Origin of the sequence: Pseudomonas xanthosomatis, from assembly GCF_019139835.1 — a bacterium.
Taxonomy (GTDB): domain Bacteria; phylum Pseudomonadota; class Gammaproteobacteria; order Pseudomonadales; family Pseudomonadaceae; genus Aquipseudomonas; species Aquipseudomonas fakonensis.
The window spans coordinates 5,298,221-5,319,299 of the sequence record NZ_CP077075.1; the positions used below are offsets into that span (position 1 = coordinate 5,298,221).

At 63.4% G+C, this 21,079-nt stretch carries 18 protein-coding genes; all 18 read right to left on the minus strand.

Translation table 11 applies throughout. From position 1 onward, the window contains the following. Positions 1-166 precede the first annotated feature (166 nt). A complete protein-coding gene (tilS, locus tag KSS93_RS23420) occupies positions 167-1,462 on the minus strand; it encodes a tRNA lysidine(34) synthetase TilS (RefSeq protein WP_217886178.1) in 1,296 nt (431 codons plus the stop codon). Between the two features lie 104 nt (positions 1,463-1,566). After that, entirely contained in the window at positions 1,567-2,514 is a 948-nt protein-coding gene (locus KSS93_RS23425; RefSeq protein WP_217886179.1) for an acetyl-CoA carboxylase carboxyltransferase subunit alpha, read from the minus strand. Positions 2,515-2,619: 105 nt separating this feature from the next. Next, positions 2,620-6,144, minus strand: a complete 3,525-nt coding sequence (gene dnaE, locus KSS93_RS23430; RefSeq protein WP_217886180.1) for a DNA polymerase III subunit alpha — start codon at positions 6,142-6,144, stop codon at positions 2,620-2,622. 169 nt (positions 6,145-6,313) lie between these two features. Then, entirely contained in the window at positions 6,314-6,937 is a 624-nt protein-coding gene (rnhB, locus tag KSS93_RS23435) for a ribonuclease HII (protein ID WP_217886181.1), read from the minus strand. A gap of 1 nt (position 6,938) precedes the next feature. Continuing rightward, positions 6,939-8,066, minus strand: coding sequence for a lipid-A-disaccharide synthase (lpxB, locus tag KSS93_RS23440; protein WP_217886182.1), 1,128 nt, complete (start codon positions 8,064-8,066; stop codon positions 6,939-6,941). A gap of 1 nt (position 8,067) precedes the next feature. Further along, entirely contained in the window at positions 8,068-8,844 is a 777-nt protein-coding gene (gene lpxA / locus KSS93_RS23445) for an acyl-ACP--UDP-N-acetylglucosamine O-acyltransferase (protein WP_217886183.1), read from the minus strand. Then, positions 8,841-9,281, minus strand: a complete 441-nt coding sequence (gene fabZ, locus KSS93_RS23450) for a 3-hydroxyacyl-ACP dehydratase FabZ (protein ID WP_003252314.1) — start codon at positions 9,279-9,281, stop codon at positions 8,841-8,843. Before fabZ ends, lpxA begins: the two co-directional genes overlap by 4 nt. Before the next feature lie 112 nt (positions 9,282-9,393). Beyond that, on the minus strand, positions 9,394-10,449 hold the full coding sequence (gene lpxD / locus KSS93_RS23455) for a UDP-3-O-(3-hydroxymyristoyl)glucosamine N-acyltransferase (RefSeq protein ID WP_217886184.1): 1,056 nt from the start codon (positions 10,447-10,449) through the stop codon (positions 9,394-9,396). A gap of 1 nt (position 10,450) precedes the next feature. Next, complete coding sequence (locus tag KSS93_RS23460; protein WP_217839962.1) at positions 10,451-10,954, minus strand: OmpH/Skp family outer membrane protein; 504 nt, start codon at positions 10,952-10,954, stop codon at positions 10,451-10,453. A 45-nt stretch (positions 10,955-10,999) separates the two neighbouring features. Beyond that, positions 11,000-13,348 (minus strand): outer membrane protein assembly factor BamA, encoded by a 2,349-nt coding sequence (gene bamA / locus KSS93_RS23465; RefSeq protein WP_217886185.1) that lies wholly within the window; start codon positions 13,346-13,348, stop codon positions 11,000-11,002. A 76-nt stretch (positions 13,349-13,424) separates the two neighbouring features. Beyond that, positions 13,425-14,777: an RIP metalloprotease RseP gene (gene rseP, locus KSS93_RS23470; protein ID WP_217886186.1), complete on the minus strand. Its 1,353-nt coding sequence runs from the start codon at positions 14,775-14,777 to the stop codon at positions 13,425-13,427. A gap of 42 nt (positions 14,778-14,819) precedes the next feature. Beyond that, positions 14,820-16,010, minus strand: coding sequence for a 1-deoxy-D-xylulose-5-phosphate reductoisomerase (gene ispC / locus KSS93_RS23475; protein WP_217886187.1), 1,191 nt, complete (start codon positions 16,008-16,010; stop codon positions 14,820-14,822). Beyond that, the gene (locus KSS93_RS23480) at positions 16,007-16,822 is read right to left on the minus strand and encodes a phosphatidate cytidylyltransferase (protein ID WP_217886188.1); all 816 of its coding nucleotides are present in this window, start codon (positions 16,820-16,822) and stop codon (positions 16,007-16,009) included. Before KSS93_RS23480 ends, ispC begins: the two co-directional genes overlap by 4 nt. Further along, positions 16,822-17,577: a polyprenyl diphosphate synthase gene (uppS, locus tag KSS93_RS23485; protein ID WP_217886189.1), complete on the minus strand. Its 756-nt coding sequence runs from the start codon at positions 17,575-17,577 to the stop codon at positions 16,822-16,824. Before uppS ends, KSS93_RS23480 begins: the two co-directional genes overlap by 1 nt. Positions 17,578-17,592: 15 nt before the next feature. Continuing rightward, a complete protein-coding gene (gene frr / locus KSS93_RS23490) occupies positions 17,593-18,150 on the minus strand; it encodes a ribosome recycling factor (RefSeq protein ID WP_217886190.1) in 558 nt (185 codons plus the stop codon). Beyond that, positions 18,147-18,890 carry a UMP kinase gene (pyrH, locus tag KSS93_RS23495; RefSeq protein ID WP_028690676.1) on the minus strand — a complete coding sequence of 248 codons (744 nt, stop codon included), beginning with the start codon at positions 18,888-18,890 and terminating at the stop codon, positions 18,147-18,149. Before pyrH ends, frr begins: the two co-directional genes overlap by 4 nt. Positions 18,891-19,067: 177 nt before the next feature. Next, a complete protein-coding gene (gene tsf / locus KSS93_RS23500; RefSeq protein WP_217886191.1) occupies positions 19,068-19,931 on the minus strand; it encodes a translation elongation factor Ts in 864 nt (287 codons plus the stop codon). Positions 19,932-20,116: 185 nt separating this feature from the next. Beyond that, the gene (gene rpsB / locus KSS93_RS23505; protein WP_217839970.1) at positions 20,117-20,854 is read right to left on the minus strand and encodes a 30S ribosomal protein S2; all 738 of its coding nucleotides are present in this window, start codon (positions 20,852-20,854) and stop codon (positions 20,117-20,119) included. Positions 20,855-21,079 lie beyond the last annotated feature (225 nt).

Below are 21,079 nucleotides of genomic sequence, written 5' to 3' on the forward strand. Positions count from 1 at the left end.
AACTGCCGCGTCTGTACAGACCAGGGGTATCCCCGGTTTGGAGCTCGCTCGTCATTTTAAGAATCAGCCCAGCAAAAAACTGCTTGGTAATCGGCAACTGCTGTGTTTTCGAGAAAGCCACAGAAGTTGTATCAAGAAGGGAGGGTAGTCTACCGGAATGTACCCTTCAGCTCAAACCTTGCACGTTGGTCGGCGGCTGCCAGTGCAGCTGGCAATTCGCCCCCCCCAATGCGGGCAGGTTGGCCACTGCCAGCAGTTGATCGCCGCAGTACAAAAGCGGCAGGCGCGGGCGCACGAAGTGCGGCAGCTGCGCTTCGTTGAGCAGGCGCTTGAGGTCGCGACGGCCGCGGCCGGGCACCTGCATGACCTCGCCGCCCACCCGGTAGGCGATACGCAGGCCCTGCCCTGCAGGCTCGCCGGCCAGGCGGACACTGCCGTTGCCAGGCAAGTGCAAGGGCCGGTTTGGCTCAGGCCAGGCTTGCCCGCCAGTGACCGGCTGCAGCCACGCCCCGCTCAGCCACCAGATACGCCCGTGGCTGCGCAGCAGCTGGCCGTCGGTCAGGTGCCACACTGGCGCGGCATCGGTGGCCGCATTGCGCAGGTCGTCCCAGCCCGCCCAGTGGCGGCTGTCGGGCAGACGGGTACGGGCGCTCAGCCAGTACTGCAAGGCGTTGCGCTGGCGGGCCGGTGAAAGCGTGGCCAGTGTGGCAAGGTCGAGGGAGGCCAGGCCGAGCCAGGGCCATGGTTCGGCACCCTCGGCAGCGGCAAGGTCGGTGAAGGCGACTTCATCCAGCAAGCCCTGCGCCTCACCCAAATGCTCAGCCGCGCGCGCGAGGTTGCCCTCGGCCTGCGGCCAGCGCCCATGGAGCAGCGGCAACACCTCGCCACGCAGGAAATTGCGGGCGAAGCCGGTATCGGCATTGGAGGGGTCTTCGACCCAGACCAGCCCGCGCTCCTCGGCACATGCCTGCAGTTGCCGGCGCGCCACCTTCAGCAGCGGGCGCACCAGCCTGCCCTGCCCCAGCGCCCGCGTTTCGGGCATGGCCGCCAGGCCGCGCAGGCCGGCGCCGCGCAACAGGCGAAACAGCAGGGTCTCGGCCTGGTCGTCGCGATGCTGGCCGGTGAACAGCACCTCGCCCGGGCCCAGCAGCTTTTCGAACGCACCATAGCGTGCATCGCGGGCGGCCTGCTCCAGGCTGGCGCCGGGGGCTACCTTTACGTGCACGATATCGAGCTCGACGCCCAAGGCTTGGCACACGGCGCGGCAGTGTTCCGGCCAGGTGTCGGCAGCGGCTTGCAGGCCGTGGTGTACGTGGATGGCGCGCAGCGGGGGCGTGACGTGGGTACGGCGGTAGTCGGCCAGCAAGTGCAGCAGGACGGTGGAGTCGAGGCCGCCGGAGAAGGCGATGTGCCAGGCGGGGGCGGTGAGCCAGGGAGCCAGCTGTGAGGAGAGGTCAGGCATCAGCGTGCATCCTCGGATGGCATCGCGGGGCAAGCCCGCTCCCACAAGATCGTCAGTGCGATACCGTGGGAGCGGGCTTGCCCCGCGATTGGTACTGCGACCTGTTAGAGGCCGTAGCTCATCAGGCGATCGTAACGGCGCTTGAGCAGCGCGTCGTTGTCGAGCTTGCCGAGCATGTCCAGCTGTTCGATCAGGTCGGCGCGTACGCTGGCCGACATCTTGGCCGGGTCACGGTGGGCGCCGCCCAGCGGCTCCTGAATGACCTTGTCGACGATGTTCAGGCTCTTCAGACGATCGGCGGTCACGCCCATAGCCTCGGCAGCGTCGGCGGCACGGTCGGCGGTCTTCCACAGGATCGAGGCGCAACCTTCGGGCGAGATCACCGAGTAGGTCGAGTACTGCAGCATGTTCAACTGGTCGCACACGCCGATGGCCAGGGCGCCGCCCGAACCACCTTCACCGATCACGGTGGCGATGATCGGGGTTTTCAGGCGCGCCATGACACGCAGGTTCCAGGCGATGGCTTCGCTCTGGTTGCGCTCTTCGGCGTCGATGCCCGGGTATGCGCCCGGAGTGTCGATGAAGGTCAGGATCGGCATCTTGAAGCGCTCGGCCATTTCCATCAGGCGGCAGGCCTTGCGGTAGCCTTCAGGGCGCGGCATGCCGAAGTTGCGGCGAACTTTTTCGCGCACTTCGCGGCCTTTCTGGTGGCCGATGATCATGACCGGTTTGTCGTTCAGGCGCGCGGTACCGCCCACGATCGCGGCGTCGTCGGAGAAGTGACGGTCGCCGTGCAGTTCTTCGAACTCGTCGAAGATGTGCTCGATGTAGTCGAGGGTGTACGGGCGGCGCGGGTGACGGGCCAGGCGGGCGATCTGCCAACTGGTCAGGTTGCCGAAGATGCTCTCGGTCAGGGTGCTGCTTTTGTCTTGCAGACGGGCAATTTCATCGCTGATGTTCAGCGAATTGTCGTTGCCCACCAGGCGCAGCTCTTCGATCTTGGCTTGCAGGTCGGCAATCGGCTGTTCGAAATCGAGGAAATTCGGGTTCATAGGCTTCCGTCTTGGGTCTACGGCCAGGCGGCCGGCCGGTTGATCCGTTTGGCGCCCTACCTTAAGGGATCAGGCGCATAAAGGTCGAGATTAAAATTCGTCGTTTCAACGGTATTGCAGGAAGACGTTCTCACGCCCGAACTGGTCACGCAGTGCCTGAATCAGGCCATCGGCCGGGTCGATCGACCACTGGTCGCCGAACTGCAGCATGGCCTTGGCGTCGCTGCCGGTGTATTCCAGGGTGATCGGGCAACCGCCGCGGTGGCGGGTGATCAGCTCGCCCAGCCAGTTCAGGCGGTCGCCTTTCAGCGCATCGTGGGCGATTTTCAGGCGCAGGCTCTCGGCCAGCTTGGTGCGCGCGTCTTCCATGGTCATCACCGTCTTGACCCGCAGGCGCAGGCCACCGGAGAAGTCGTCGTTGCTCACCTCGCCTTCCACCACCACCATGGCATCGGTCTGCAGCAGGGCCTGGGCAGCCATGAACGAGTCGGCGAACAGCGAAGCTTCGATACGCCCGGAGCGGTCGTCGAGGGTGACGAAGCCCATCTTGTCGCCCTTCTTGTTCTTCATTACCCGCAGGGCAATGATCATGCCGGCGATGGTCTGTGTGTCCCGCGCAGGCTTGAGGTCGACGATGCGCTGGCGGGCGAAGCGGCGGATTTCGGTTTCGTACTCGTCGATCGGATGGCCGGTGAGGTACAGCCCGAGGGTATCCTTTTCGCCTTTCAGGCGCTCCTTGAGCGTCAGTTCGCGGACCTTGCGGTGGTTGGCATAGACGTCGACCTCCACGTCGTCGAACATGCTGCCGAACAGGTCGACGTGGCCGCTGTCGGCGGTGTGGGCAGCCTGCTCGGCGGCCTTGATTGCCTCGCCCAAGGCCGACAACAAGGTGGCGCGGTTGATGTCGATGTTGGCCTGGTAGGCCTTGATCTCGTCATGGAAGTGCGGCCCCAGGCGGTCCAGCGCACCGCTGCGAATCAACGCATCGAGGGTTCGCTTGTTGACCCGCTTGAGGTCGATGCGGTCGCAGAAGTCGAACAGGTCCTTGAACGGGCCGCCTTGCGCGCGGGCTTCGACGATGGCCTCCACCGGCCCCTCGCCCACACCCTTGATAGCGCCCAGGCCATAGACGATGCGCCCGTCGTTGTTCACGGTGAACTTGAAGTCGGAGAAGTTCACATCCGGCGCGTCCAGGCGCAGCTTCATGCTGCGCACTTCCTCCACCAGCACCACCACCTTGTCGGTGTTGTGCATATCCGCCGACAGCACCGCTGCCATGAACGGCGCCGGGTGGTGGGTCTTCAGCCAGGCGGTCTGGTACGACACCAGGCCGTAGGCGGCGGAGTGGGATTTGTTGAAGCCGTAACCTGCGAACTTCTCTACCAGGTCGAAGATGTTACCGGCCAGGTCCGCGTCGATGTTGTTGGCAACGCAACCTTCGATGAAACCGCCGCGCTGCTTGGCCATCTCCTCGGGCTTTTTCTTACCCATCGCCCGGCGCAGCATGTCGGCGCCGCCGAGGGTGTAGCCGGCCATCACCTGGGCGATCTGCATCACCTGTTCCTGGTACAGGATGATGCCGTAGGTCGGCGCCAGTACCGGCTTGAGGCCTTCGTACTGGTAGTCGGAGTGCGGGTAGGCAAGCTCGGCGCGGCCGTGCTTGCGGTTGATGAAGTCGTCCACCATGCCCGACTGCAGCGGGCCTGGGCGGAACAGCGCCACCAGTGCGATAAGGTCTTCAAGGCAGTCGGGCTTGAGCTTTTTGATCAGCTCTTTCATGCCGCGCGATTCAAGCTGGAACACCGCCGTGGTTTCGGCTTTTTGCAGCAGCTCGTAGGTCTTGCGGTCATCCAGCGGGATGAAGTCGATGTTGAGGTCGGGCAGGTCTTTCTTTTTCTGCTCGCGGTTGATGATCTCCATCGCCCACTTGATGATGGTCAGGGTACGCAGGCCGAGGAAGTCGAACTTCACCAGGCCCGCGGCCTCGACGTCATCCTTGTCGAACTGGGTCACCAGGCCGCCGCCCTCTTCGTCACAGGCGATCGGCGAAAAGTCGGTGAGCTTGGTGGGGGCGATTACCACGCCACCGGCGTGCTTGCCGGTACCCCGGGTAACGCCCTCGAGCTTGAGGGCCATGTCCCAGATCTCGCGGCCGTCCTCGTCGCTCTTGAGAAAATCGCGCAGGATCTCTTCCTGCTCGTAGGCTTTCTCCAGGGTCATGCCCACTTCGAACGGGATCATCTTCGACAGGCGGTCGGCCAGGCCGTAGGACTTGCCCTGCACCCGCGCCACGTCGCGCACCACCGCCTTGGCGGCCATGGTGCCGAAGGTGATGATCTGGCTCACCGCGTTGCGCCCGTAGGCCTCGGCTACGTAGTCGATCACCCGGTCACGACCATCCATGCAGAAGTCGACGTCGAAGTCGGGCATGGATACACGTTCAGGGTTGAGGAAACGTTCGAACAGCAAGTCGTAGGCCAGCGGGTCGAGGTCGGTGATCTTCAGTACATAGGCCACCAGCGAGCCCGCACCCGAACCCCGGCCCGGGCCCACCGGCACGTCGTTGTTCTTGGCCCACTTGATGAAGTCCATAACGATCAGGAAGTAACCGGGGAAGCCCATCTGGATGATGATGTCCAGTTCGAACTTCAGGCGGTCCAGATACACCTGGCGCTTTTCTTCGTAGTTGGGTGTGGTGTCTTTCGGCCACAGCACTGCCAGACGCTCTTCCAGGCCTTCGTGGGACACATGGCGCAGGTAGTCGTCGATGCCCATGCCGTTGGGCGTGGGGAAGTCGGGCAAGAAGTATTTGCCCAGCTGCACGGTGATGTTGCAGCGCTTGGCGATTTCAACCGTGTTGGCGATGGCATCGGGCAGGTCGCTGAACAGCTCGGCCATTTCTTCCGGCGACTTGAGGTACTGCTGGTCACTGTAGCCACGCGGGCGGCGCGGGTCATCGAGGGTCCAGCCCTCGCCAATGCACACGCGGGTTTCGTGGGCATCGAAGTCCGACTGCTTGATGAAACGCACGTCGTTGGTCGCCACCAGCGGCGCGCCGAGCTTGTCGGCCAGGGCCACGGCGGCGTGCACGTACTCCTCGTCACCGGCGCGGTTGGTGCGCTGCACCTCCACATAGAAGCGATCCGGGAACATGCCCAGCCAATCGCCCAGTAGCGCTTCGGCTTCTTCTTGGCGGCCGCTCATCAGGGCCATGCCGATGTCGCCTTCCTTGCCGGCGGACAGGGCAATCAGCCCTTCGCTGGCCGGGGCGATCCAGTCACGCTGGATGATCACCAGGCCGTTGCGCTGGCCGTCGGTCCAGCCGCGCGAGATCAGCTCGGTGAGGTTGCGGTAGCCCTTGGGGTCCATGGCCAAAAAGCAGATGCGCGACAGCGGCGCCTCGGGGTCGGCCCCGGCCAGCCACAGGTCGGCGCCGCAGATCGGCTTGATGCCGGCGCCCATGGCGGTCTTGTAGAACTTCACCAGCGAGCACATGTTGCTCTGGTCGGTGATCGCCACCGCCGGCATGTTCATCCCCGCCAGGGCCTTGGCCAGCGGCTTGATCCGCACCAGGCCGTCGACCAGGGAGAATTCGGAGTGCACGCGAAGGTGAACGAAGGAAACCGACATGGAAGATCCTGTAGCAGAGCTGAACGACAAGGGCGGGATTGTAGCGTAAATGGGCAGAAAGTTTTGGGGCCGCTGCGCGCCCCTTCGCGGGCAAGCCCGCTCCCACAGGATACGCGGAACCTGTGGGAGCGGGCTTGCCCGCGAAGGGCCGCACAGCGGCCCCAACCAATCAGATCAACGAACTGGAGACGCCCTCACGGGCCTCCCAGGCCGCCCGCACCGGAGCGAACGAGCGCCGGTGAATCGGCGTCGGCCCCAGCCGAGCCAGGGCTTCCAGGTGCACCGGCGTCGGGTAGCCCTTGTGCCCGCCAATACCATAGCCCGGGTAGATCAGCTCGAACGCGCTCATCTCGCGGTCACGGGTGACCTTGGCCAGGATCGAGGCTGCAGCGATGGCCGGCACCTGCGAATCGCCCTTGACCACCGGCGATGCCGGCACTGCCAGTTTCGGGCAGCGGTTGCCGTCGATCAGCGCAAGTTTTGGCGTGACGTGCAGGCCTTCGACCGCGCGCTGCATGGCCAGCATGGTGGCCTGCAGAATGTTCAGGCGGTCGATTTCTTCAACCTCCGCTCGGGCGATGCAAAAGCTCAGGGCCTTTTCGCAGATCTCGTCGAACAGCGCCTCGCGCCGGGCTTCGGTGAGTTTCTTCGAATCGTTCAGGCCGAGGATCGGACGGTTCGGGTCGAGAATGACCGCCGCAGTGACCACCGCGCCGCACAGCGGGCCACGGCCTACTTCGTCAACGCCGGCCACCAGGTCTTCGACCAGGTTGAAATCCAGTCCCATCTGCATGTCAGCGGTCCTTCAACAGGGCCAGCACCGCGTCAGCCGCCTGGTTGGAGGCGTCACGGCGCAGGGTACGGTGAATCTGGTCGAAGCTGTCGGTCTGCTGCGTGCCATCCTGCACCAGCGGCGCCAAGGTCTGGGCCAGGGCCTCGCTGGTGGCAGCGTCCTGCAGCAGTTCTGGCACCAGCATGCGCTGGGCCAACAGGTTGGGCAGCGACACGTAGGGGCTCTTGACCATGCGCTTGAGGATCCAGTACGTCAGCGGCGCCAGGCGGTAGGCCACCACCATCGGGCGCTTGTACAGCATCGCCTCCAGCGTGGCCGTGCCCGAGGCAATCAATACCGCATCGCAGGCCGCCAGGGCTTGGTGCGACTGGCCGTCGAGCAAGGACAGCGGCAGATCGCGGCCTTCGAGCATTTGCTCGACCTGGGCGCGGCGCGCGGCGTTGGCGCAAGGCAGCACGAAGCGCGCCCCGGGCACCAGTTCGCGCAGGCGCTGGGCGGCATCGAGGAACAAGGCGCCCAACCGCCCCACTTCGCCACCGCGGCTGCCGGGCATCAGCGCAATCACCGGGCCATCGGCCAGCCCCAGTTCGGCGCGCGCCGCAGCGCGGTCGGCTTCAAGCGGAATGGTATCGGCCAGCGGGTGGCCGACGAAACGCACCGGCACGCCCTGCTCTTCATAAAAGCGCGCCTCGAACGGCAGCAGGGTGAGCATCAGGTCGCAACCTTCACGGATCTTCAGCACGCGCTTCTGCCGCCACGCCCACACCGATGGGCTGACGTAGTGCACGGTCTTGATACCGGCCTGGCGCAACTTGAGCTCAATGTTGAGGGTGAAATCGGGCGCGTCGATGCCGATGAACACATCGGGCTTTTCGCCGATCAGCGTCTCGATCAGCAGCTTGCGCCGCTTGAGCAGCTCGCGCAGGCGCCCGAGCACCTCCACCAGGCCCATTACTGCCAGGCGCTCCATGGGGAAGTACGAGGCCATGCCTTCAGCCTCCATCAACGGGCCGCCGACACCGATGAAGCGTACATCGGGGTGGCGGGCCTTGATGGCGCGCATCAGGCCGGAGCCGAGAATATCGCCGCTGGCCTCGCCTGCGACCAGCGCTACACAGAGCTGCGCCATATCAGCGGGTGATGCCGCGGTCGGACTTGAGGATCGACTGGCGGAACAGGTCCACTTCAGGGAACTGGCTGACCAGTTCGTCAAGCTCTTTCACCGCTTCTTCAACGGTCAGGCCGTGGCGGTAGACGATCTTGTAGGCGCGGCGCAGGGCATGGATGACCTCGTCGCTGAAACCGCGACGGCGCATGCCTTCGAAGTTCATGCTGCGCGCTTCGGCCGGGCTGCCGAACACGGTGACGAAGGCCGGTACGTCCTTGCCGATCGCCGTACCCATGCCGGAGAACGCGTGAGCACCGATGTGGCAGTACTGGTGCACCAGGGTGTAACCGGACAAGATCGCCCAGTCGCCCACGTGCACATGCCCGGCCAACGCAGTGTTGTTGACCAGGATGCAGTGGTTGCCGATCACGCTGTCGTGGCCGATGTGGGCGTAGGCCATGATCAGATTGTGGTCGCCCAGGGTGGTTTCCGAGCGGTCCTGCACGGTGCCGCGGTGGATGGTGACACCCTCGCGGATCACGTTGTGGTCGCCGATCACCAGGCGCGTCGCTTCACCCTTGTACTTGAGGTCAGGGGTATCTTCGCCGATAGAGCTGAACTGGTAGATGCGATTGTGCTTGCCGATGCGGGTCGGCCCCTTGAGCACCACATGCGGGCCAATGACGGTGCCCTCCCCGATTTCGACATCGGGGCCAACGATCGACCAAGGGCCGACCTCGACACCTTCGGCCATTTTGGCCGAGGGGTCGATGATCGCCCGAGGGTCAATCAGACTCATAGGGAGCGTTCCGCACAGGTGATCTCGGCCGAGCAGACCGGCTTGCCGTCAACCAGGGCGCGGCATTCGAACTTCCAGATCATGCTCTTGCGGCTGAGGAACTTGGCTTCCAGCACCAGCTGGTCACCCGGCAGCACCGGCTGGCGGAAGCGCAGCTTGTCGGAGCCGACGAAGTAGTACAGGGTGCCGTCGGCAGGTTTTGCGTCGAGCATCTTGAAACCGAGAATACCGGCCGCTTGGGCCATGGCCTCGATGATCAGCACGCCCGGCATGATCGGATGCGCCGGGAAGTGGCCGTTGAAGAACGGCTCGTTGATGCTGACATTCTTGTAGGCACGAATGCTCTGGGCCTCGAAGTCCAGGTCCGTGACGCGGTCCACCAGCAGGAACGGGTAACGGTGAGGCAGGTATTCGCGAATCTCGTTGATGTCCATCATTTCGGGGGGAAGCCTGTAATAAGAATAGGGAGCGCAGGGGCTGACCGCACGCTCCTTTTGCAAATCCAAAGAGGAGCCAGCTAGCGACTGTTCTCTAGCTCAGGAAATGGTATCAGCCTTCTGATGCCGGCTGGCCACCTGAGGTCACGGTATCGACACGTTTTTCCAGCTGCCCGAGGCGCTTGGACATCTCGTCAAGCTGGCGAATACGCGCGGCGCTCTTGCGCCATTCGGCCAGGGGTTGCATGGCCGTTCCGGAAGAATAGCCGCCCGGTTCGGTAATGGAACGGGTGACCATGGTCATGCCGGAGACAAACACGTTGTCGCAAACATCGATGTGACCGACCATGCCGACACCGCCCGCGATCATGCAGTGCCTGCCGATCTTGGTGCTGCCGGAAATACCGACGCAGGCCGCCATCGCCGTGTGGTCACCGACCTGCACGTTGTGGGCGATCTGGATCTGGTTGTCGAGCTTGACGCCATTGCCAATGCGCGTGTCGGACAGCGCGCCGCGGTCTACCGCAGTGTTCACGCCGATCTCCACGTCATCACCCAAGGTCACGCCGCCGATTTGCGCGATCTTCTGCCACACGCCCTTCTCATTGGCAAAGCCGAAGCCTTCGCCGCCGATCACCGCGCCCGACTGAATCACCACGCGCTTGCCGATGGTCACGTCGTGGTACAAGGTGACCCGCGGTGCCAGCCAGCCACCGTCACCGATGACGCAGCGGGCACCGACGAAGCAGTGCGCAGCGACACTCACGTTGGCGCCGATGCGTGCACCGGCCTCGATCACCGCGAACGGGCCGATGCTGGCGCTGGCATCGACCTGTGCGTCCTCATGCACCACGGCGCTGGGATGAATTCCCGCCACAGCCTTGGGCTTGGGGTCGAACAGGTGCGAAATGCGCGCGTACGCAAGGTACGGGTCGGCGACGATCAGGGCATTGCCGGCAAAGCCCTCGGCGTCCTCGGCCTTGAGCAGTACTGCTGCGGCCTGGGTGTCGTCGAGGAACTTGCGGTACTGCTTGTTGGCAAGGAAGCTCAACTGCCCGGCGCCTGCCTCCTGCAAGGTGGCAAGGCCGGTGATCTGCAGCGCCTCGGGGCCTTTGAGCTGTGCCCCGAGGGCCTCGGCCAGCTGGCCGAGCGTCATGGTCACGGTCATATCAACGCGCTTGGTTCATGCGCTCGATGACCTGGCGGGTGATGTCGTACTGAGGCTTGACATCGATGACCGCACCACGCTCGAGCACCAGGTCGAAGCCGCCCTTCTTGATGACTTCTTCCACAGCGCCGTCCAGCTTGGGCTTGAGCTGCTTGAGCATGTCACGGTCGGCAACGGCCTTGGCTTCGTTCAGCTCCTTGGACTGGAACTGGAAGTCGCGGGCTTTTTGCTTGAATTCGAGCTCCAGGCGCTCACGCTCTGGCTGAGGCATCTTGTCGCCACCTTTGATCAGACGGTCCTGGATGCCCTTGGCGCTGCTTTCCAGGGTCTTGAGCTTGGTCAGCTGCGGGCCGAACTTCTTCTCGGCGTCAACGGCGTACTTCTTGGCCGCATCGGATTCGAGCAGGGCCATCTGATAGTTCAGCACGGCAACCTTCATTTCGGCGAAAGCCGGGGTGGCGACCAGCGCCGCGGCCACGAGGGCCAGTTGAGTCAACTTACGCACGATGCACTCCTGGATAAACCGTTGTCGTTGTACGAGGGCCGACCCTTAGAAGGTCTGGCCCAGAGAGAATTGGAACACCTGGGTGTCGGCGTCGTCCGGCTTCTTGATCGGCATCGCCAGGCTGAAGCTCAGCGGGCCCAGCGCAGTGATCCAGGTTACGCCCAGGCCGACCGAGCTGGCCATGTCGCTGAAACCGACCTTGGCGCAATCGGGCTTGGAGCCGCAGTTGGTGTCGAACACGTTACCCACGTCCCAGAACACGGAGGTGCGCAGCGAACGCTGGTCCTTGACGAACGGCAGCGGGAACAGCAGTTCCACACCACCCTGCACCAGCACGTTGCCACCGAACGGCAGCGGATCCTGGTCCGGGTCGGCGATGGTGCCCGGGTTCTTGCCGGTACTCGGGGTACTGCGCGGGCCAAGGCTGCTGTCCTTGAAGCCACGGACCGAGTTGAAACCACCAGCGTAGTAGTTCTCGTAGAACGGCAGGCCCGAGGTAGAGCCGAAGCCGTCACCATAGCCCAGCTCGGTGTGCAGGCGCAGGGTGTAGTCGTTGTTGATTGGCTTGAACAGCTGGCCGCGGTAGTCGAGCTTGTAGAACGACAGGTCGCTGCCCGGCACGGTGGTTTCCAGGGTCAGGCTTTGCGAATGACCACGGGTTGCCAGTACGCCTTTGTTGAGCGTGGACTCGGACCAGCCGATCGATGCCTTGAAGTTGAGGAAGTTGTCGCCTTCGTTTTCGAGGAAGTCGAAGATCTCGTCGACGGTGTATTTGCCGGTCTTGATCTTGTCCTGCTGCACGGTCAGGCCGTAGGTCAGGCGCGAGGTTTCGCTGATCGGGTAGCCCAGGCTGACACCGGCACCGAGGCTGTCCACCGCGTAGCTGGCCACGTCGACGTCGAGGTCGTCGTAGTTGGTGCTGCGGTAGAAGGCGTTGTAACCCAGGCTCACGCCGTCGGCGGTGAAGTAGGGGTCAACGAAGCCGAAGTTGTAGCGGGTCTGGTATTCCGAACGGGTCAGGCCGATGGACACCTTGTTACCGGTACCGAGGAAGTTGCTCTGGCTGATCGAGCCACCCAGGATCAGGCCCGCGCTCTGTGCGAAACCGACGCTGGCGGTGATCGAGCCCGAGGCTTGTTCTTCCACGGCGTAGTTCACGTCGACCTGATCGTCAGTGCCTGGCACTGCCGGGGTTTCGACGTTGACTTCCTTGAAGAAGCCCAGGCGCTCAAGGCGGGTCTTGGACTGGTCGATCAGGTAGGTCGAAGCCCAGCCGCCTTCCATCTGGCGCATTTCGCGGCGCAGCACTTCGTCTTCGGTCTTGGTGTTGCCGCGGTAGTTGATGCGGTTGACGTAGGCACGCTTGCCCGGGTCGACCACGAACATGATGTCCACGGTGTGGTCTTCATCGTGCGGCTGCGGCACGCCGTTGACGTTGGCGAAGGTATAGCCCTCGTTACCCAGGCGGCGGGTGATCAGGTCGGAGCTGGTGGTCATGACCTTGCGCGAGAACACCTGGCCAGGCTGCACCAGCAGCAGCGACTTGACCTGGTCTTCCGGCACTTTCAGGTCGCCGGAGAGCTTCACGTCACGCACGGTGTACTTTTCGCCTTCGTTGACGTTGACCGTGATGTAGACGTGCTTCTTGTCCGGAGTGATGGACACCTGGGTGGATGCGATGTCCATGTTGATGTAGCCGCGGTCCAGGTAGTACGAGCGCAGGCGCTCCAGGTCACCGGAGAGTTTTTCGCGAGCGTACTTGTCGTCGTTCTTGAAGAACGACAGCCAGTTGGTGGTTTTCAGCTCGAACAGCTGGGCCAGCTCTTCGTCGTCGAACACGGTGTTGCCGACGATGTTGATGTGCTGGATGGCCGCCACGGTGCCTTCGTTGATCTTGATCTTCAGGCCCACGCGGTTGCGCGGCTGCGGCACCACTTCGGCGTCGACTTCGGCCGAGTAGCGGCCCTGGGCCACGTACTGGCGCTGCAGCTCGTTACGCACGCCCTCAAGGGTTGCACGCTGGAAGATCTCGCCTTCGGCCAGGCCCGATTGTTTCAGGCCCTTCATCAGGTCTTCCGTGCTGATCGCCTTGTTGCCTTCGATCTCGATGCTGGAGACCGACGGGCGCTCGACCACGTTGATGATCAGGACATTGCCGTCGCGGTTCAGCTGGATGTCCTGGAAGAAGCCGGTCTTGAACAGCGAACGGGTCGAGTCCACCAGGCGACGGTCGTCGACCTGGTCACCGACGTTCAGCGGCAAGGCGCCGAACACGCTGCCGGCGGAAACCCGCTGCAGGCCGTTGACGCGAATATCGGAGATGGTGAAGGACTCGGCGTGAACTTCAGCGATCATCAGTGCGGAGAGCACCGCAGTTAGCAGCAGACGTTTCATGAAGTCCTTTTATTCCAACTGGCAATAAACAACCCGCCGCACACAACGCGGCAGGTTTCGCGATTGAGCGAAGCTTTTATAGTCGACCCAGATCGTTGATCAGGGCGAGCAACATCACCCCCACGACCAAACTGATACCGATCTGGACCCCCCAACCTTGCACCCGATCCGAGAGCGGACGACCGCGCGCCCACTCGATCAGGTAGAACAGCAAGTGCCCCCCATCCAGTACCGGGATGGGCAGCAAATTCAGAACCCCCAGGCTTATGCTCAGGTAGGCCAGGAAATTCAGGAAATCCCCAACGCCCGACTGGGCTGAAGCGCCCGCCACTTTAGCAATGGTTATCGGTCCACTCAAGTTTTTTACCGAGAGCTCCCCGAACAGCATTTTCTTCAGCGACTCGAGGGTCAGGACGCTCATGCTCCAGGTACGCGAGAGCCCCTCACCCACCGCTTCCAGCGGGCCGTAGCTGACCTCGCGAAGCATCGCGGCCGGCCACTCGCCAGCCTTCACGCCCGCGCCAAGGTAACCACCGGAAGCCTGGCCTTCGCCCTTGCGCGCCAGGGTGACCGCGACGTCCTGCTGCGCACCGTCACGCTCGATACGCAGGCTGACCTTGCTTTCGGGGCGGGCACGCACGGCGTCGACCACCTGCTGCCAGTCGGCCAGCGCGGTACCGTCGATGGCCAGCAGCTTGTCGCCACTCTTGAGCCCGGCAGCAGCGGCCGGGCCCTTGGGGTCGATCTCGGCCAGCACCGGCGCCACCGCCGGGCGCCACGGGCGCAGGCCGAGGGACTGGATCGGGTCGGGCTCATCGGCGCCCTTGAGCCAGTGGTCGAGCTGGATATCGAATTGGCGGGCGGTGCTGGCGCCCTCCTCCAGCACGCCCACGCGCAGGGTGCCGCTCTCGCCGAGGCGGCGCACCAACTGCAGGTTGACCGCCGACCAGCCATTGGTCGGCTTGCCATCAATGGAAACGATTTCCTGGCCGGCGCTCAGGCCGGCACTGGCGGCCAGGCTCCCCGATTCGATCGAGCCGATGACCGGGCGCACCTGTTGCGTGCCCAGCATGGCGATGACCCAGAAGAACAGGATCGCCAGCAAGAAGTTGGCGACAGGGCCCGCGGCAACGATGGCGATGCGCTGGCGCACCGACTTGCGGTTGAACGACTGCCCGGCCAACGCCGGCGGCACATCGCCTTCGCGCTCGTCGAGCATCTTCACGTAGCCCCCCAGCGGAATGGCCGCTACCACAAACTCGGTGCCGTGACGGTCATGCCAGCGCACCAGCGGCGTGCCGAAGCCCACCGAGAAGCGCAGCACTTTCACGCCGCAACGCCGCGCCACCCAGAAGTGGCCGAATTCGTGGAAGGTGACCAGCACCCCCAGTGCCACCAAGGTGCCGACGATCATGTAAAGCGCAGACATGTGCAATCTCCGGATGACGTGAGGGCAGCCAGCGGCTGCCGGTCAGCGACCGTGGCGCCGCAGCCATTCCCGGGACAACTCCCGGGCACGCTGGTCGGCGGCAAATACGGCGTCGAGCGTGGCCACCGGCACCACCGGTTCCTGCTCGAGCACCTGTTCGATCATACTCGCGATCTCAGGGAAGCGGATGCGCCCCTGCAGAAACGCCTCCACCGCCACTTCGTTGGCCGCGTTGAGCACCGCCGGCGCACTGTTGCCCGCCTCGGCAGCCTGACGCGCCAGCCGCAGGCAAGGGAAGCGCTGTTCGTCGGGGGCCTGGAAATCCAGACGGGCGATACTGAACAGGTCCAGCGGTGCAACCCCCGAATCAATGCGCTCGGGCCAGGCCAGGGCGTTGGCAATGGGGGTGCGCATGTCCGGGTTGCCCAACTGGGCCAGCACCGAACCGTCGACATAGTCGACCAGCGAGTGGATCACGCTCTGCGGGTGAACCACCACCTCCACCTGACCGGGCGCCGCATCGAACAGCCAGCAGGCCTCGATCAGCTCCAGGCCCTTGTTCATCATGCTCGCCGAGTCCACCGAGATCTTGCGGCCCATAGACCAGTTGGGGTGAGCGCAAGCCTGCTCGGGGGTAACATTCACAAGCTCTGGCGCAGGTGTTTCGCGAAACGGCCCGCCCGAGGCGGTCAGCAGAATGCGCCGCACGCCCACCGCACTCAAACCGCGCGCGTAATCGCCGGGCATGCACTGGAAGATCGCGTTGTGCTCGCTGTCGATCGGCAGCAGTACAGCGCCGCTGCGCCGCACCGCATCCATGAACAGCGCCCCGGACATCACCAGGGCTTCCTTGTTGGCCAGCAGCACCTTCTTGCCAGCCTCTACCGCCGCCAGGGTCGGGCGCAGGCCCGCAGCACCGACAATGGCCGCCATGACGGCATCCACTTCAGGCGCGGCAGACACCTGACACAACCCGGCCTCGCCTTCCAGCACTTCGGTGGCGCAGTCGGCGGTTTTCAAACCCTCGCGCAGGCGCGCGGCCGCATCACTGCCCGGCACCACGGCATACGCCGGGCGATGGCGCAGGCACAAGGCCAACAGCTCGTCGACCCGCGAATAGCCGCTCAGGGCGAACACTTGATAACGGTCGGGATGGCGGGCGATCACATCGAGGGTGCTCAGGCCGATGGAGCCGGTCGCCCCCAGCACGGTAATGCGCTGTGGTTGACTCACATCACACCCCATTCGGCAGCCCACAACAGCACGGCGAACATCGGGATGGCCGCAGTCAGGCTGTCGATACGGTCGAGCACGCCACCATGGCCGGGCAGCAGGTTGCTGCTGTCCTTGATGCCTTCGCGGCGCTTGAACATGCTCTCGGTCAGGTCACCGACCACCGAGGACATCACCACCACAACCGCACCCAGCAGGCCCAGCAGCAGCTCACCGATGCCCCAGCCACGGTTCAGGCCGACCACCAAGGTGATCAGCAGGCTGACCGCCAGGCCACCATAGACGCCTTCCCAGCTCTTGCCCGGGCTGACCTGCGGCGCCAGCTTGCGCTTGCCAAGGGCACGCCCCGAGAAATACGCACCAATGTCGGCAGCCCACACCAGCACCATCACCGCCAGGATCAGCCAGTTGCCCAGCGGCCAGTGCTTGAGCAGTACCAAACCCTGCCAGGCCGGCAGCAGGATCAGCAGGCCGATCAGCAGGCGGCAGGCCGCGCTGCTCCACAGCTCGTTGCTGCGCGGGTAGGTGAGCACCAACCAGGTGGCCAGCGCCCACCAGATCACCGATGCACCCAGCACCCAAGGCGCCAGCTCCGGCAGGATGTACAGCAGCATCAGGCCACCGGCGACGACAGCGGCGTAGGCGATACGCAGCGGCTGGGCCACCAGCCCGGCCAGGCGCGCCCACTCCCAGGCACCCAGGGTGACCACCAGGCCGATGAACAGTGCGAAATCCCCGCCATTGAGCAGGAAGAAACCGCACAGCGCGACCGGCAGCAGGATCAGCGCGGTAATGATGCGTTGTTTAAGCATTAAGCACGGGCTCCGGCCTCGACCTGCTCGCTGGTCTTACCGAAGCGGCGCTGGCGCGAGGCGAAATCGGCCAGCGCGGTGCGCATGGCCTCGTGTTTGAAGTCCGGCCAGAAGAGGTCGGAGAAGTACAGCTCGGCGTAGGCCAGCTGCCACAGCAGGAAGTTGCTGATGCGCCGCTCGCCGCCGGTGCGGATGCACAGGTCGGGCAACGGCAGGTCGCCGGTGGCCAGGCAAGTTTGCAAGAGCTCGGGGGTGATATCGTCCGGGCGCAGGTGCCCGGCCTGCACTTCACGCGCCAGGCGCTGCGCAGCCTGGGCGATGTCCCACTGGCCACCGTAGTTGGCGGCGATCTGCAGGATGAAACGGCCGCTGCCGGCAGTGATGGCCTCGGCTTCACGCATGGCAGTCTGCAGTTCGGGGTGAAAGCGCGAGCGGTCGCCGATGATACGCAGGCTGATGTTGTTCTCGTTCAGCCGCCGGGCCTCGCGGCGCAGGGCGGTGAAAAACAGCTCCATCAACGCACCGACCTCTTCGGCCGGGCGCTGCCAGTTCTCGCTGGAGAAGGCGAAGAGCGTGAGCACCTCGACCTTCGCCTCGGCGCACACCTCGATCACTGCCCGCACGGCATCCACGCCGGCCTTGTGCCCGGCGACGCCGGGCAGCAGGCGTTTTTTCGCCCAGCGGTTGTTACCGTCCATGATGATAGCGACGTGACGCGGCACCGAACCCGGTGCCGCCAGCTTGGTCTTTTCCATTGAAAAACCCCGGCCTTAGACGGCCATCAGGTCCTTTTCCTTGGCTTTGAACGCAGCGTCGACTTCAGCAACGAACTTGTCGGTCAGCTTCTGGATTTCGTCAGCAGCGCGACGCTCTTCGTCTTCGCTGATTTCCTTGTCCTTGGTGAGCTTTTTCAGGTCGGCCAGGGCGTCGCGGCGCACGTTGCGCACAGCGACCTTGGCGTCTTCGGCAACACCGCTGGCCTGCTTGGTGTAACCCTTGCGGGTTTCCTCGGTCAGGGCCGGCATCGGCACGCGAATGGTGGTACCGGCGCTGGAAGGGTTCAGGCCCAGGTCGGAGGTCAGAATGGCCTTTTCGATGGCGGCGCTGAGGTTCTTGTCGTGGGCGACGATCTTCAGGGTGCGGGCGTCTTCAACGGTGATCGCGGCGACCTGGTTCAGCGGCATGTCGCTACCCCAGGCCGGGACCTTGACGCTGTCGAGGATGCTTGGGTGGGCACGACCGGTACGGATTGCCGCCAGGTTGCGGGCCAGCGCCTCGAGGGACTTGCTCATGCGATCCTGGGCGTCTTTCTTGATTTCGTTGATCATTTTTGAACTTCCTCGATCAGGGTTCCTTCCGCGCCGCCGTGCACGATGTTCAGCAGGGCGCCGGGTTTGTTCATGTTGAAGACGCGCAGCGGCATCTTGTGATCGCGGCACAGGCAGATTGCCGTCAGGTCCATTACACCCAGCTTGCGATCCAGCACTTCATCGTAGGACAGATGATCGAACTTCTCGGCATGCGGGTCCTTGAATGGATCTGCAGTGTATACACCATCGACCTTGGTTGCCTTCAATACCACGTCGGCATCGATTTCGATGGCGCGCAGGCAAGCGGCGGAGTCGGTGGTGAAGAACGGGTTGCCGGTACCGGCAGCGAAGATCACCACTTCCTTGGAGTTGAGGTGGCGCATGGCCTTGCGGCGGTCATAGTGGTCGGTCACACCCACCATGGAGATAGCCGACATGACGATAGCGGTAATGTTCGCCCGCTCCAGCGCATCACGCATGGCCAGGCCGTTCATCACGGTGGCCAGCATGCCCATGTGGTCACCGGTGACCCGGTCCATACCTGCTGCACTGAGCGCCGCACCACGGAACAGGTTGCCGCCACCGATCACCAGACCTACCTGGACACCGATGCCGACCAGTTGGCCGACTTCCAGGGCCATGCGATCCAGGACCTTGGGGTCGATCCCGAACTCTTCCGAGCCCATCAGGGCCTCGCCGCTAAGTTTGAGTAGAATGCGTTTATAGCGAGCCTGATGACCACTGCCCTGCTGAGCCATTGCGAATCTCTCCTGCGGCGTTTGTAAAATTCTGGCGGGCACGTTCCGCCCGCGAGTCACTCTAGCTTGACGCAGCTTCTGCGTCAGCGAGCAGCGGTTTGGTAAACCGCTCCCGCTTTGACAAAGAGGCTGCGCGCGTGAGCGGGCAGCCTCTTTGGGGCGACAGACGAGTCCGTCTTACTGCTTGGCAGCAGCTACCTGGGCAGCAACTTCGGCAGCGAAGTCGTCAACCGGCTTCTCGATGCCTTCGCCAACCTTGAAGTAGGTGAAGGAAACGATTTCAGCACCGGCTTTCTTGGCCAGTTCGCCAACTTTGACTTCCGGGTTCATGACGAAAGCTTGCTCTTTCAGCGAGGCTTCGGCTTTGAACTTGGTGATACGGCCGTTGATCATGTTCTCAACGATGTTTTCCGGCTTGCCGGCGATCTTGTCGGCGTTCAGTTGCAGGAAGACGTTCTTCTCGCGCTCGACGGCCTCGGCGGAGATTTCCGACGCGTCCAGGAACTCAGGGTTCGAAGCCGCAACGTGCATGGCGATGTTCTTGGCCAGCTCGACGTCGCCGCCTTTCAGAACAACCACAGCACCGATCTTGTTGCCGTGCAGGTAGGCGCCGACAACGTCACCTTCAACGCGCACCAGGCGACGGATGTTGACGTTTTCGCCGCACTTGGCAACCAGGGCTTCGCGAGCGGATTCGCGCGAGGCGATCAGCGGAGCGGCGTCGGTCAGCTTCTGGGCGAAGGCTTCTTCCAGGCTTTCGGCGACGAAGTTCTTGAAGTCGTCTTGTAGGGCCAGGAAGTCGGTCTGCGAGTTCACTTCCAGCAGAACGGCGGCTTTGCCGTCGGTCTTGACGGCGATGGCGCCTTCGGCGGCAACGTTGCCAGCCTTTTTGGCGGCCTTGATGGCGCCCGAGGCACGCATGTCGTCAATGGCTTTTTCGATGTCGCCGCCGGCCTTTTCCAGGGCCTTCTTGCAATCCATCATGCCTTCGCCGGTACGCTCGCGCAGTTCTTTGACCAGCGCTGCAGTAATTGCTGCCATTTCAAAATCCTCTTGGAAAGTTTTTCAACCATTCCACCCGTTGGTCACGGGCGTTAAATTCTGCAAATCCGCTGTTTTTAGCTCAGCCGACCCATGATGCGGGGCCATTGCTGACAGCAGGATTTCAAGGTGGCAAAAAGGGGGCAAAGCCCCCTTTTTGCGTGCCAAGCAGACGCTAGCGTCTATTACTCGGCAGCAGGTGCAGCCGCTTCTTCAGCGTAGACTTCGGTGCCGCCAGCAACGTTGTTGCGGCCGCGAATGACGGCGTCAGCCATCGAAGTCATGTACAGCTCGATGGCGCGGATGGCGTCGTCGTTACCTGGGATGACGTAGTCAACGCCTTCCGGGCTGCTGTTGGTATCGACAACGCCGATAACCGGGATGCCCAGCTTGTTGGCTTCGGTGATCGCGATGCGCTCGTGATCAACGTCGATGACGAACAGAGCGTCAGGCAGGCCACCCATGTCCTTGATACCGCCCAGGCTGCGATCCAGTTTTTCCAGGTCGCGCGAGCGCATCAGGGCTTCTTTCTTGGTCAGCTTGGCAAAGGTGCCGTCTTCGGCCTGGGTTTCCAGGTCGCGCAGACGCTTGATCGAAGCGCGGATGGTCTTGTAGTTGGTCAGCATGCCGCCCAACCAGCGGTGGTCAACATATGGCGAACCGCAACGAGCAGCTTGCTCGGCGACGATCTTGCCGGCGGAACGCTTGGTGCCGACGAACATGATCTTGTTCTTGCCCTGGGCCAGGCGCTCTACGAACGACAGAGCGTCGTTGAACATCGGCAGGGTTTTTTCCAGGTTGATGATGTGGATCTTGTTACGCGCGCCGAAAATGTACTTGCCCATTTTCGGGTTCCAGTAACGGGTCTGGTGGCCGAAGTGCACACCGGCCTTCAGCATATCGCGCATGTTGACTTGGGACATGATAGTTCCTTGATAAGTCGGGTTGGGCCTCCACGTATCCCAATGACCAACCCGCGCCTGCGAACAAGCGGGGCACCCAGGCCATCGTGTCGACACGTGTGTGGGTTTAGGCTTTCCAGGGACCTCCCCTGAAAGCGGCGCATTTTATACCACAGACCGGCGGCGAACGGAACCCGGATTGTGCTGCGTCCGTCAGCGGCTTTTGCAGCACCCGGGTTTTGCGCC